The organism is Micromonospora sp. LHW51205 (assembly GCF_003315815.1).
Taxonomy (GTDB): Bacteria; Actinomycetota; Actinomycetes; order Mycobacteriales; family Micromonosporaceae; genus Micromonospora; species Micromonospora chalcea.
Map to the genome: position 1 here is coordinate 73870 of NZ_QMEZ01000008.1, position 14300 is coordinate 88169.

The window sequence follows — 14300 nt, forward strand, 5'->3', positions numbered from 1 at the left end:
ATGAGCCGGTTCGCCGCTCCGGCGCTCGCGGAGGCGGCCGACCGGCACCTGCGCGGGGACGGCGACGCCGCGGAGTTCGCTGCGGCGTTCGACGCCGCCGCGGCCGACCTCGGGCAGACGGTCTACGGCATCGCCTGCGACGACGCCTTCCGTACGGCGCTGACCTGGCAGAACCCTGCGGTCCTGCTCGCCGTCGACGCGATCCGGCGCGACGGCCCGCACGCCCCGCGCAACCTGCGCCGGCGGCACCGGGAGGAGGTCGTCGCGAAGTACTGGCAGCGGTACTGCCTGAAGAACGACACGGTGGGCTTCTTCGGCCCGATCTGCTGGACCGAGCTGGGCGGCAGCGGTCCGATCGCGACGGTGCGTCCCGGCGCGGCGTTGACGCGTACCCGGAAGGTGTTCCTGGAGCGGTGGGGCCTGGACGCGCTCGCGGAGGCCTTCACCCGCGTACCAGGCGTGCGGGACTGGCTGCCGGTGCGGCTGGCCCCGCACCTGAGCCTGCGCGACCGGGTGCTGCGGCGCCCGCACCATCCACCGCAGACGCTCCCGGCGGCGACCGCCGCGCTGCTCACGCTGGCGCGGCGCGGACCGCGCGTGGCCGACCTGGTCGCCGCGCTGCTCGCGGACCCGGCGAGCGGCTTCCGCCGGGCCGCTGACGTGCACGCGCAGCTCGACGACCTGGCCGGGCGCGGCGTGCTGCGGATCGGCTTCGACCTGCCGGTCGACCTCACCGCCGAGGACGCGTTGCGCGAGCAGCTCGCCGCGATCGGCGACGACACGGTCCGCGAGCGGGTGCTCGGCGACCTCGCGACGGTGAGCGACCTGCGCGACGCGGTGGCCGCCGCCGACGGCCCGGACGCGCTGGCCGCGGCGATGTCCGCGCTGGACCGGCGGTTCGTGGAGCTGACCGGCCGGGACGCGCGGCAGCAGCCCGGCGAGGTGTACGCCGGGCGCACGCTGTGCCACCTGGAGACGGTCCGCGACCTGGACGTCCGCTTCGGTGACGCGCTGCTGGCACGGCTCGCGCCGCTGGAACCGCTGCTGCTGTCGGCGCGGTGGCTGACCGCGGCGATCGGGCAGGCGTACGCCGACGCGCTGGCCGCCCTGTACCGCGACCTGGCGGCGGAGTCGGCCACCGCGGACGTGCCGGTGGCCGACCTGTGGTTCCTGGCGCAGGCGGTGGTGTTCGGGGCGGACCCGCCCGCCGCCGCCGTCACCGCCGAGTTCCTGGCCCGGTGGTCGACGGTGCTCGGCCTGGCCGACGCCGACACCGACGCCCGGGAGCTGCGGTTCGACGCCGCCGCGCTGACCGAGCGGGTCGCCGCCGCGTTCCCCGCCGACGCGCCCGGCTGGGCCGCCGCCCGCATCCACAGCCCGGACGTGCACGTGTGCGCGCCGGACGAGGCGGCGCTGCTGCGCGGCGACTTCACAGTCGTGCTCGGCGAGCTGCACGTGGCGCTGGCCGCGTTCGACACGCACTTCTTCGCGTACGGGCACCCGGACCCGCAGCGGCTGCGCGACGGGATGCGCGCCGACCTGCCCGGCGGCCGGGTCCGGCTGCTGCCGCCGGTGGACTGGCCCCGGCACACCGCCCGGATCGCGGAGTGGCTGCACGGGCCCGCCGACGCCCAGCTCGGGTTCGTCGACGCGCCCGGCGCCGACCCGGACCGCCTCGTGCCGATCACGACCCTGACCGTGCGGCCGGACGACGACGGCACTCTTTCCGCGCACGCCGACGACGGGCGGCGGTGGCCGCTGCTGGAGGTGTTCGCGCCGCTGTTCGACTACCAGGTGTTCGACACGTGGAAGCTGGCCGGCAACGCCGGGCGCACGCCGCGCGTCACCGTCGACGACCTGGTGCTGGTCCGCGAGACGTGGCGCACCACTGTGGGCGAGACCGGCCTGCACACGGTCAAGGGCGAGCGGGAACGCTACCTCGCGGTACGGCGCTGGCGGCTCGCGCTCGGCCTGCCCGAGCGGATCTTCGTGCGGGTCGACACCGAACTCAAACCCAGCTATGTGGACCTGACCAGCGGCGTCTACACCCGGCTGCTGTGCACGCTGCTGCGCGGCGCGCACGCCAAGGGCGGCGACGGCGTCGGGCTCACCGTCACCGAGCTGCTGCCCGGCCCGGACGACGCCTGGCTGACCGACGGGGCCGGCCGGGCGTACGCCTCGGAACTGCGGCTACAGATCGTCGACCCGGCGCAGGTGCGGTAGCCACTCGGTGGCGTCCGCCGGCGCGTCGGGGGTCTCGGTGTCGAACCGGCGCAGCCGGCGTACGCCGTAGGCGCCGAGCGCCACCACGGCCAGGGCCAGCCCGGACACCACGAACGCGAACCCGAGTCCCCGGCCGGGGCCGGTGCCGATCAGCGCGCCGACGCTGCCGGCCAGCGCGCCGCCGGGGGCGAACATCGGTTCCAGCAGCGACCCGCTCAGCGGCACCAGCACGGCGAAGCCCAGCGGCAGCGTCGCCCAGGTCAGCGTCTGGATGATCGCCAGCACCCGGCCGTGGAACCGCTGCGGCACCTTCACCTGGATGATCGACAGGTAGATGCCGTTGTGCAGGCCCAGGCCCAGCCCCACGCCGAAGCTGCCGAGCGCCACCAGCAGCAGGCTCGGCCGGACGCCGCTGAGCACCAGGCTGACCGCCACGCCGAACGCGATGGCGATCAGCGCGGGCATCCGGCGCCGGGTCGGGCCGCCCCACACCGCGATGGCGAGTCCGCCGAGGACGGCGCCGAGCGCCTCGGCGAACGCCACGGTGCCGACCTGGCCCATCGTGCCGAACGCGAGCACCATCGGCGGCACCAGCAGCAGGCTCGCCAGGCACAGGTTGTAGAGCGAGAAGAAGCCCAGCATGGCCCGGAAGCCCGGCTCGGCCCACGTCATCCGCGCGCCGCCGATCAGCTCCGCCAGGAACGGCTCCTTGCGCCGCCGGCCGAGCAGGTCGGGGAACCGCACGGCGGCCAGCACACCGATCGCCACCACGTAGCTGACGATGTCGATGACCAGGACGCCGGCCAGGCCGATCGCGGCGAGCAGACCCGCAGCCAGCAGCGGCACCGCGAGCGAGCTGAGCCCGACCGCGAGCTGCGCGATGCCGTTGGCGTGCCCCAGATAGCGCTTCGGCACCACCTGTGGGATCGCGGCCAGGTAGGTGATGCGTTGGAACACCGACGCCGCGCCGAGCACGCACACGAGCGTGTAGACGGCCGCCAGCCCCAGTCGGTCGGTCCAGAGCAGCAGCGCCAGCAGCGCCTCCGCTGTCACCGCCGTCGCGCACGCGGCCAGCAGCACCCGGCGCCTGTCGAACCGGTCCGCGACCGCGCCGGCGACCGGCAGCGTCAGCAGCGCCGGTAGGTACGCGATCACCCCGGACAGGCCGAACCACAGCATCGACCCGGTCTCCAGGTAGACCCAGACCGGCACCGCCCACTGGGTCAGCGCCGACCCGGTCGACGAGATGAGCTGGCTGGCGGTGATCGCCAGGAACCGGCGTACGCCCGGTTGCACGCCGGTCTCGGCGGTGACCGGATCGGTGCTGGTGGCCGCCAGTGCCCAGCCGTCACCGGCGAGCTGTCGTGGCGCGGCGGACGGCGCGGCGGACGGCGCGGCGAGCCGGGGATGGGTGCGGGTGAGCACCTCGGCGAGCGCCTCGGCCCGCTGCTTGACGAAGTAGTGCCCGGCCTCGTCCAGCACCACGAGCGCTGTCGACTCGCCGAGGAAGCTCCACTCGCGGTACCGCTCCTCGTAGTACTCGGTGAGCACGTCGTGGGTGCCGACGACGGAGATCACCGGTGCGGGCACCCGGACCGGTTCGCCGTCCAGCCACTCGGTGAACCGCTCCTGCGCCTCGGCGGCCTCCCGCCGTACGTGGTGCACGAACCGGTCGACCTGCGCCGGGTCCAGGTCGGCCAGTTCCGCGCCGATCGAGCGCAGGAACGTCTCGTACCGCCGGTCCGCGCCCCGGGAGTCGGCCCAGTCGACGAGCCGGCCGAGCATGTTGTCCGGGCGGGCGGTCGGGAACACGCCCCCGGCGTAGATCGCCTCGATGGGACGTCCGCGCTCGTGCAGCCGCCGGGCGATGCCGGTCAACAGCGCGCCGCCGACGCAGTGGCCGTACAGGACCAGCGGGCCGTCCACCCGCTCCTGGATCTCGGCCACGCACCGCTCGACCAGCTCGTCGAAGGGCAGCTCGGTGTCACGGACACCGACGTCGTGGCCGGGGATCGCCACGGAGAACAGCGTGTGCCCGGCCGGCAGCGCGTCCGCGAGCGGCTGGTAGATGCTGGCGAGCCCGCCGCCGTAGGGCACGCACACGTACGAGCGCACCCGCTGGTCCGCCGGGACCGGCCGGGTCAGCTCGTACAGCAGCGGGCGCTGCCGCTCCTGGTCCGCCGGGGCGTCGATCAGCGCGGCCAGCCCCTGCACCGTCGGGTGCGCGAACACGTCCATCACGCCGACGTCGACCTGCCCGTACGCCTCGCGCAGCAGCGCCAGCATCCGGATCGCCAGCAGCGAGTGACCGCCCAGCTCGAAGAAGTCGTCGTCCAGGCCGACCTCGGGCACGCCGAGCACGTCGCGCCAGGTGGCGGCAACCGTCTGCTCGACCGGGGTCACCGGGGGACGGCGCTGCGCGGGGGCGACGCCGGACGAGGGTGCGGGCAGCGCGGCGGTGTCGAGTTTGCCGTTGGCGGACAGCGGCAGCGCGTCGAGCGTCACGAACGCCGACGGCACCATGTACTCGGGCAGCCGCCGTTTCAGCGCCGCCCGCAGCTCCGCCGGGTCCGGGGCCTCGCCCGTCAGGTACGCCACGAGACGCTGCTCGGCGGGCGTGGCGCCGCGCACGACGACGGCCGCGGAGCCGACGCCGGGCTGTTCGCGCAGCACCGCGGCGATCTCCCCCAGCTCGATCCGCAGGCCCCGCAGTTTCACCTGGTCGTCGATGCGGCCGAGGAACTCCAGCGTCCCGTCGGTACGCCAGCGGGCCAGGTCGCCGGTGGCGTACAGCCGGCCGCCGGGCTCGCCGAACGGGTCGGGGACGAACGCGGCGGCGGTGAGTCCGGGGCGGTTCAGGTAGCCGCGGGCCACCTGAACGCCGCCGAGGTGCAGCTGCCCGGCCACGCCGACCGGCACCGGGCGCATCGCCTCGTCGAGCACGTAGGTCCGCACGTTGCGGATCGGCCCGCCGATCGGCACCCGGGTCACGCCGGTCAGCGCGTCGGGGGTGGCCGCCCAGGCGGTGACGTCGATCGCCGCCTCGGTCGGTCCGTACAGGTTGTGCAGCGCCGCCGACGGGATCGCGGCGACGGCGCGGCGGGCCAGGTCGGCGGGCAGTTCCTCGCCGCTGCACACGATCCGCCGCAGCGACCCGCAGCGGGCCGGGCCGGCCGGGGCGGCCGTGGACAGGAACGCGTCGAGCATCGACGGCACGAAGTGGACCGTGGTGACCCGCTCCCGCTCGATCAGCTCCCGCAGGTACGCCGGGTCGCGGTGCCCGCCCGGCGCGGCGAGCACCAGCCGCGCGCCCACGAGCAGCGGCCAGAACACCTCCCACACCGACACGTCGAACCCGATCGGTGTCTTGTGCAGCACCGCGTCGTCCGGTCCGAGCGCGAAGGCGTCCTGCATCCAGTCCAGCCGGTTGACGATCGCGGCGTGCTCGTTGACCACGCCCTTCGGCCGTCCGGTGGAGCCCGACGTGTAGATCACGTACGCCGCGTTCCCCGGCCCGGCGGCGGTGCCCCCGGCGGCGCGCGGCCGGTCCGGCGCGGTCAGCGGCAGCACGGTGCCCGGGACGGTCAGCCCGTCCGGCAGCTCGTCGGCCAGCAGCACCCCGGCCCCGGCGTCGGCGAGCATGAAGGCCAGCCGCTGCGGCGGGTGGTCCGGGTCCAGCGGCAGGTACGCCGCGCCGGCCCGGTGGATGCCGAGCAGCCCGGCGATCAGGCGGCGGGAGCGGGGCTCGTGGATGGCGACCACCGACTCCGGTCCCACGCCGTGCGCGACCAGCCGCGACGCCACCTGCTCGGCGGCGTCGGACAACTGCGCGTACGTCATCCGGGTGTCGCCGTCGACCAGCGCGACCGCGTCCGGCGTGCGCCGGGCCTGGGCGTCGAACAGCTCCGCCAGCGTGGTCCGGCGCACCGGGGCGGCGGTGGCGTTCCAGCCGGTCACGACCGCCGCGTGCTCGATGTCCGGCATGACCGGCAGCGCGCTCACCCGGGTCCGGGGCGCCGCCACGGCGGCGGCGAACAGCAGCAGGTAGCGGTCCGCGAACGCCTCCATCGCGGTGCGCTCGAACAGCGCGGTGCGGTACTCCAGCCGCAGCTCGTCCCCGGCGATCTCCAGCGACAGGTCGTCCATGGCGCCGCCGAACGCCTCGCCCCGGCCGGTCGGCAGGTGGTGGAACGTGAGCTGGTAGAGCGGCGGCACGCCCGGGTCGCGCCGTACCGCCAGCTCCTCGACGAGCTTCTGGAACGGCATGTCCTGGTGGTCCCAGGCGTCGAGCACGACCCGGCGGACCCGGCGGACGAGGGTCAGGAACGGTGGATCGCCCGACACGTCGACGCGCAGCACCAGCATGTTCATGAACATGCCGAGCAGCGGTTCCAGCTCGGCCCGGTCGCGGCCGGCCACCGGCATGCCGACCACCACGTCGTCGCTTCCGGACAGCCGGTGCAGCAGCGCGACGTAGGCGGCCAGCTGCACCATGAACGGGGTCGCGGCGGCCTGCTGGGACAGCTCCGGCAGCGCCGCCGTCACGGGCCCGGGCAGCGTGCGGCGGACGTCGGCGCCGTCGAACGTGAGCGTCGCCGGGCGCGGCCGGTCGGTGGTCAGCGCGTGCACTGCCGGCAGGCCGGTCAGCGCCTCCCGCCAGTACTCGCGCAGCTCGTCCCAGCGGGGGCCGTCGAGGCGGTCGCGTTCCCAGGCCGCGTAGTCGGCGTACTGGATCGGCAGCTCGGGCAGGTCCGGCGCGCGGCCGGCGACGGCGGCGGCGCACAGCTCGGTCAGCTCGGCGCGCAGGTGGAGCAGGGAGGTGCCGTCGAGGACGACGTGGTGCCCGGCGAACAGCAGCCACCAGGTGTCCGGGTCGAGCCGCAGCAGCCGGCCCCGCCACAGCGGGGCGGCGTCCATCGGCAGGTCGAGACCTGCGTACTCGGCGACGATCCGGGCGCGGGCGGCGTCCCGCTCCGGCTCGGGCAGCGCGGAAAGGTCGGTGACCGGCAGCTCCACCGGGACCGTGGGGTGGATGTCCTGGTAGAGCCGCCCGTCGTGCAGGCGCAGCGTGGTGCGCATGGCCTCGTGCCGGTCGGTGACCGTCCGCAGCGCGGCGAGCGCCTGCTCCGGCCCGGCGCCCGCCGGCAGGGTGACCGCGTCGGTCATGGTGAACAGCGGCTGCCCGGGGCTGAGCTGGGCGGTGAACCAGACCCGCTCCTGGGCGTACGAGGCGGGAACGGTGTAGACGTCGTCCACAGGCGTGACGTCGTGGCGCGACTCGGTCATCCCGGCCGTCCCGGTCGGCGCAGACGCGGGATGGGCGCCTCAGCAGATGCGGAGGCGGACGGGGCGGCGCGCAGCGACTCGATCCGGGCGGCCATCGCCGCGACGGTGGGCGCGTCGAACAGCACCCGCATGGACAGCCGGGCGCCCACCGCCTGCCGGATCCGCAGCACCAGCTGCGCGGCAACGAGCGAGGTGCCGCCGAGCCGGAAGAAGTCGTCGTGCGGGCCGACCTCGGCCACGCCCAGCACGTCACGCCAGATCCGGGCGACGGTGTCCTGCAGGTCGCCGTCGGCGGCGGTCACCGTCGAGGCGGTGGCCGCCGTGGTCGCGGCGAGCCGCCGCTCGTGCCCGGCGACCGCCCCCACCGTGTAGGCGCCGATCGCCATCGAGCCGGTCCGCCCCTCGGCGAGGACCCGGCACGCCGCGCGCACCGCCGCGTCCGGGGCCAGCCCGTCGTGGTCGGGTACGCCCTCCTCCCGCCACGCGCCCCAGGCCACCGACAGCACCGGCGACCGCCAGCCGTGCGGGCTGCGCGCGTACGCGTCGAGGAACGCGTTGGCGGCCGTGTCGTCGGCGCGGCCCAGGCCACCGGCGAGCGCGGTCACCGAGGAGCTGAGCAGCACGAAGTCGAGCGGCATGTCGCCGAAGACCGCGCGCAGCGCCAGCGCGCCGGTGACCTTCGGCAGCAGTTCGGCTGTCGCCTCGGCCGGCCGCGACCCGGTGGACAGTCCGGTGTCGGGCAGCCGCGCGGCGTGCACGATGCCGTCGAGTCCGCCGAGGTCGTCCTCGATGTCGGCGCGTACCGCCCGCAGCGCGTCCACGTCCGTCACGTCGGCGCGCACGTGGCGCACCTGCGCCCCGGCCCGTTCCAGCGCCTCGACCAGGTCCGGCCGGGCGGTCCGGCCGACCAGCACCAGCCGCGCGCCCCGGCGGGCCAGTTCGGCGGCGAACGCCCCGCCGATCCGGCCCGGTCCGCCGGTGATCAGGTAGCGCCCGCCGTCGCGCAGTGCCGGCCCGGTACGCCGGCGCGCCGGCGCGGCCGTGAACCCGCGTGTCCAGCGGCGCCCGCCCAGCCGCAGCGCGACCGCGTCGGCCCGCTCGGCGCCGAGCAGTTCGTCCGCCAGCGCGTCCGCGCCCGGGTCGGCCGGGTCGGCGTCGACCCAGTGGCAACGCAGTCCCTGACGTTCCAGCGGCACCGAGCGCACCACCCCGGCGACTGTGGCGTGTTCCGGGCGCAGCAGGTCGGATCCGGTCACGTCGGCCGTCCCGGCGGTCACCACGTCCAGCGTCACGTCGGCGGCAGGCAGTGCCTCCAGCAGGGTCAGCAGCGCGAGGTACCCGTGTTCCTGGGCCGCCGCCACGGCATCGGCGTCCGGGCCGGCCGGGTCGCCGTCGAGCGCCCACGCGTGCACGATCCGGGCGGCCCGGCCGTCGTCGGCGCACTCGTCGAGCAGGCGCTGGTGGTCGGCGACGCTGGCCGGGCGCAGCCGGTAGCCGTCCGGGCGGACCGCGAAGGCCGGTCCGGGACGTACCACCGTGACGTCCACGCCGCGCTCGCGCAGCCGGTCCGCGAGCGCCGTGCCGCGCTCCCCTGCGGCGAACAACAGCAGCGGGCCGGGCGCCTCGACGGGCGCGAGGTCGGGCAGTTGACCCCAGACCGGCACCTCGACCACGCCGTCGTCGTACCGCTCGTCGGTGGCCGGTCCGGCGGGCGCGGCCGCCGGCTCCGGGTCGATCCAGTGCCGGGCGCGCTGGTACGGGTAACCGGGCAGCGGCACCCGGCGCGGCGTGCCGGATGCGGGCAGTCGCACCGGCACCCCGGCCGTCCACAGCCGGCCCGCCGCCTCGTACGCGGTCTGCCTGCCGGTCAGCCGCTCCCCCGGCGCGGGCAGCGTGCGCAGCGGCGCCCGGGCCCCCGCCGGCAGGCTCAGCCGGGCCAGACCGGCGAGCTGCCGGCCGGGGCCGCACTCCAGCAGCAGCCAGTCGTCGGCGGCGCCGGTCGCGGCGAGCGCGGCCACCGTGGCGCCGAACCGCACCGGCCGGCAGAACTGGTCGGCCCAGTACGCCGGGTCGGTGATCTGCTCGTCGGTGAACGGCGCGGCGGTCGCGGCCGAGAACACCGGCAGGTCCGGCGCCCGGCGCGGCACCGCCGCCACGAGCGCCGCGAACTCGTCGCGCACCGCCGTCAGCAGCGGCACATGCATCGCGTACGGCGACCGCAGCGGCGTGCAGCCGATGCCGCGTTCGCGCAGGAGGACCTCGGCGGCGGCGACCGGTTCCGGCGCGCCGCCCACCACGCAGGTGTGCGGGCCGTTGCTGATCGCCACCGCGACACCGTCGGGCAGCAGCGGCGCGATCTCGTCGGCGCCGCGCTGCACGGCGAGCATCCGGCCCTCCGGCGCGGCCTGCACGAGGCGGCCCCGGGCGGCGGCGAGCCGCAGCGCGTCCGGCAGGTCGAACACCCCGGCCACCGTGGCGGCGACCAGTTCGCCGACGGAGTGGCCGATCATCGCGGCGGGCGTGACGCCCCAGTGCCGCCACAGCGCCGCGAGCGCGTACTCGACGGCGAACAGCGCGGGCTGCGCCACCGCCGGTCCGGCCAGCCGCTCGTCCGCGCCCGGTCCGGCGTCGAAGATCATCTCGCCCGCGTCCCAGCCGAGGATCGCGGCGCACTCGTCCACGGCGGCGGCGAACACCGGCTCGGTAGCGGCCAGGTGCGCGCCCATGCCGGGGTGCTGCGCGCCCTGCCCGGGCAGGAGCAGGCCCACCCGGGGCGGCGTCGCGGCGTCCCCGGCGGCCCGGCGCTTCGGGTCGGTGAGCGCCGCCGCCGCCCGGGCCCGGTCGACAGCGACGACGGCGGCCCGGTGCCGGTACGCCGGCCGGCCCTCCCGCAACGTGTGGGCCACGTCGCGCAGCTCCACATCGGGCGCGCCGGTGAGCCGCTCGGCCAGCCGGGCACAAGCAGCGGCCAGCGCGTCGGGCGTCGCGGCGGACACCTGGAGCAGCTCGCCGCCGCCGTGATCCGGCTCCGGGGGTACGCGCGGCGGCGCTTCCTGGAGCACCAGGTGCGCGTTGGTGCCGCCGAGGCCGAGCGAGCTGACGCCGGCCCGCAGCGGTCGCTGGTCCTCGGGCTCCCACTTGGTCAGCGTGGACACCACGTAGAACGGGCTCGCCTCGATGTCGATGCCCGGGTGCGGCCGGTCGTGGTTGACGGTGGGCGGGATGAGCCGGTGCCGCATCGACAGCACGGTCTTGATCAGGCCGATCACGCCGCCGGCCGCGCTGAGGTGACCGATGTTGGCCTTCGTGGAGCCGACCCCGCACCAGCCGCGCTCGGCGGTGCGCCGCCCGTACGCCGTGCTCAGCGCCGCCAGCTCGATCGAGTCGCCGAGGACGGTGCCGGTGCCGTGCGCCTCGACGTACCCGACCGAACGCGGGGCGACGCCGGCCACCGCGAGCGCCTGCGTGACCACCTCCACCTGACCGGTGACGCTCGGCGCGGTGAAGCTCGCCTTGGCCGAGCCGTCGTTGTTCACCGCGTTGCCGATGACCAGCGCCCGGATGTCGTCGCCGTCGGCGAGCGCGTCGGAGAGCCGCTTGAGCACGACCACGCCGACGCCGCTGCCGTAGACGGTGCCGTCGGCGTCCGCGTCGAACGGGCGGCAGTGCCCGTCGGCGGAGGTGTAGCCCTCGTCGGCGACGTACCCGACGCCGTGCGGCAGTTCCACGCACACGCCGCCGGCCAGCGCCGTGTCGCACTCGCCGCTGCGCAGCGCCTCGGCAGCCAGGTGCACCGCGACGAGCGACGACGAGCAGGCGGTCTGCACCGTCATCGCCGGGCCGCGCAGGCCGAGCCGGAACGCGACGGTGCTGGCCAGGTAGTCCGGCTTGTTGCCGAGCGACACGCGCAGCTCACCGGCGTCCGCGAGCGCCCGCGGGTTCCGCCGGACGTTGAGCCACTGGTACAGGTCGGCGTTGCCGCCCGCGTACACGCCGATCTCGCCGTCGTAGCGGGCCGGGTCGCAGCCCGCGTCGGTGAGCGCCGCGTGCGCGTGCTCCAGGAACAGCCGCTGCTGCGGGTCGGTCAGCTCCGCGTCGCGGGGGCTCAGCCCGAACAGCTCCGCGTCGAACCGGTCCACGCCGTCGAGCACGGCGGCCACCGGCACGTACGCCGGGTCGTCGAGCTGCTCCGCCGCGACGCCCCGGGCCAGCAGCTCCGCTCGGGTGAACCGGGTGAGCGACTCGGCGCCGACGACCAGGTTGCGCCAGAACTCCTCCGCCGACGCCGCCCCCGGCACGCGCAGGCTGAGCCCGACGATCGCGATCGGCTCCACTGTCTCGTTCACGCCATGACCTCCGGCTCGGCCGAATCGCTGATGTGCAGGCGCAGTTCGCTGACGTAGCGGCGGCCCGCGCGGTCGGGCAGCCACGCCTGCCCGAGCGCGGGCAGCAGCTCCGACACGGTCACCGTCACGTCGTCGCCGCCGGACCGCCGGGCGGCGCGCAGCAGCAGGCAGAGCCGGTTGGCGTAGAGCGGGCTGGTCAGGTCCACGTAGGTGGGCTTGAGTTCGGTGGCCACCCGGACGAAGACCCGCTCCGGCAGGCCCAGCGCGGTCCGCCACCGGCGTACCGCGAGGTAGCGCCGCGCCTGGTCGACGGCGTCGGCCAGGCCGGTCGCCCCGACCGTGGTGCGCCAGGTCTCCCGCGCCAGCACCAGCCGGTCGACTGTCACCCGGGGGCTGTGCGGGCGGTCGGTCATCAGCTTGAACGCGTCGCCGGCGTGCACCGCGATCAGGTCGGAGAACACCTCGACCAGCGGCCAGCGCGTGCCGTCCGGGCCGGTCGCCACCAGCACGCCGTCCACCTCGGACACGATCGCCGCGTTCGCCGGCACGAGCCGGTCGCGCGGCGCGCCGGGCGCGTCGGCGAACGCGAGCCGGTGGTCGTCCGGCCCGTGCAGGGACGCGGACAACCGCCCGCCGACGCGGGGGAAGTCGACCGGGTAGAGCGGGCGCAGCCGTCCCGGGCCCAGGTCGGCCGCGTACGCGCGCCGCAGCCGGTCCACGTCGGGGTGGCAGTGGGTGAACAGCTCGGCGTTGAACGTGGCGTACGCGGCGTGCAACTCGCCGAGCACCGCCCCGAACTCGCCGGCGGCCAGCGCCTCGGGTGACTCGGCGAACAGTTGCAGGTCGGGGCTGTGCACCCGGCCCGCGCTCCAGCCGGGACGGCCGGCCGGGAACGCGTCGGCCACCAGGGGCGCCAGCTCGGCCGCGGCGAACTCCACCCGGGTCGTCCCGGCGGGCAGTCCGGCCAGTCCGAGCACCCGCTCCCAGCGGGCGGCGAACTCTGCCGCGACCCGGTCCACCGGCCGGTCACCGGGCCCGAACAGCGGCCCCTGCGCGACGAACCACAGGTCACCGAGCCGGACCGGCCCGTCGCCGCCGAGGTCGTCGTACAGGTCGCGCAGCGCGTCGCCGTACGCCGTGGCCAGTTCGGCGGTGAGCCAGCGCGCCGCCCGCAGCGGCAGGTCCAGCGCCGGGGCCAGGGAGTCGAGCAGGCCGCCGCCGACGGTGAGGTCCACGTCGCGTGCGGTCTCCTCGTGGCACAGCGCCCGCCCGGCGTAGTTCTGCCCGGCCCGGCGGCGCGGCGGCAACCCGGTGAGCGCGGTGAACTCGGCGTCCAGCGCGGACAGCGCGGCGGTGAGGGCGGCCGGGTCACCGGCGGCGTCGGCGACCCGGGTGCGGGCGGCGGCCAGCCGGTCCAGCCCGGCCAGCGCCCGCGCGCGGCACTCCCGGTCACCGATCGCGGCGATCCGCTCCCGCAGGTGCTCCTGCGCGGCGAAGCCCTGCGGCAGGTCGAAGTCCCAGCGCAGCAGCCCTCGCTCGACGAGCTGCGCGAGCAGCAGGAACCCCTCTGCGGCGCGGCGCACACCGGTCTGCCCGTCGCGCACCAGGTCGTCGACGACGTCCCGGGCCGGGCGGGTGCCGTCGCACCGGCACAGCGCGATCGACTCGCTCAGCGACACCGGTTCCGGGCGCTGGGCCGGCCGGTGCACGACCCGGTCCGCCAGGTGGACGTGCGGCGCCCGGACCGGGGCCAGCCACTGCCGGACCTGCGGGTCGGCGGCCAGCCGGTCCGCGTACGCGGCGAGCGCCCAGTGTTCGAGGTGGACGGCGCGGCGGCGGAGCAGTCCGGGGCCGGGCACGGCGGTGACGCCGGGCGCACCAGGTGCCACGGTGCCCCAGCACACCGGCCCGAAGAAGCCGATGGTCTCGCACTTGGCGACGTAGCGCTGCCAGTACCCGGCGACGACGTTCTCCCGGCCCCGGCGGCGCACGTTGCGGGGTGCGTCCGGGCCGTCGCGGAGCAGCCCGTCCAGCGCCACCAGCGCCTCCGGGTTCTGCCAGGCGACGGCCTCACGGAACAGCGGGTCGGCGGCGATCCCGCACAGCGCCGCCGACGACGCCCGGACGGCGGTGGCGTACGCGGCGCTGAAAGCCGTCTCGTCCAGCTCGCCGGACAGATGCCGGTCGGCCGCGTCGGCGCAGTCCGGCGCGGCGAACCGGTCCAGTCCGTCGGCGGGGAACCCGGCGCTGCGCAGCAGCACGTCCCGCCACACCGACCAGCCGGTGTCGCCGAGGGGGACCAGGTACGTCACCGTGGCTCCTCCTCCACCACCGGGCGGCGCTGGACCCGCTGGCGGCGCAGCGCGCCCCGGCGCGCGGCCCGTGCCACCGCCTCGTCCTCGGCGTCCTCGCCGGACGAGGGCGCACCGAGGCTGTCCAGGTGCG

5 protein-coding genes (1 of these 5 running past the window's edge) are annotated in these 14300 nt (G+C 76.2%); 1 reads left to right on the forward strand and 4 read right to left on the reverse strand.

The features are described from left to right. Complete coding sequence (locus DQE82_RS25030) at positions 1-2223, forward strand: lantibiotic dehydratase (protein WP_233514777.1); 2223 nt, start codon at positions 1-3, stop codon at positions 2221-2223. Here the strand turns inward: DQE82_RS25030 and DQE82_RS25035 are convergent. The 4 genes in view from DQE82_RS25035 to DQE82_RS25050 are tightly spaced (each overlapping or abutting the next) and all read right to left on the reverse strand, a layout consistent with a single transcriptional unit that may run on beyond the window. Further along, a complete protein-coding gene (locus tag DQE82_RS25035; RefSeq protein WP_113974318.1) occupies positions 2191-7509 on the reverse strand; it encodes a non-ribosomal peptide synthetase/MFS transporter in 5319 nt (1772 codons plus the stop codon). The two genes, DQE82_RS25030 and DQE82_RS25035, sit on opposite strands and share 33 nt — an antisense overlap. After that, positions 7506-11855: an SDR family NAD(P)-dependent oxidoreductase gene (locus tag DQE82_RS25040; protein WP_113974320.1), complete on the reverse strand. Its 4350-nt coding sequence runs from the start codon at positions 11853-11855 to the stop codon at positions 7506-7508. The genes DQE82_RS25035 and DQE82_RS25040 overlap by 4 nt, the downstream gene beginning before the upstream one ends. Next, a complete protein-coding gene (locus tag DQE82_RS25045) occupies positions 11852-14167 on the reverse strand; it encodes a lantibiotic dehydratase (RefSeq protein ID WP_113974322.1) in 2316 nt (771 codons plus the stop codon). The genes DQE82_RS25040 and DQE82_RS25045 overlap by 4 nt, the downstream gene beginning before the upstream one ends. Then, positions 14164-14300, reverse strand: partial view of a non-ribosomal peptide synthetase gene (locus tag DQE82_RS25050; protein ID WP_113974324.1) — the end only. 3373 nt of this gene lie beyond the right edge of the window; 137 of the gene's 3510 nt are visible here — the last part of the coding sequence; its start codon lies off the right edge, out of view — the gene reads right to left on this strand; the stop codon is at positions 14164-14166. The genes DQE82_RS25045 and DQE82_RS25050 overlap by 4 nt, the downstream gene beginning before the upstream one ends.

Coding starts and splice junctions, on each gene's coding strand:
- DQE82_RS25030 (WP_233514777.1), top strand. CDS start 1: ATGAGCCGGTTCGCCGCTCCGGCGCTCGCGGAGGCGGCCGACCGGCAC.
- DQE82_RS25035 (WP_113974318.1), bottom strand. CDS start 7,509: ATGACCGAGTCGCGCCACGACGTCACGCCTGTGGACGACGTCTACACC.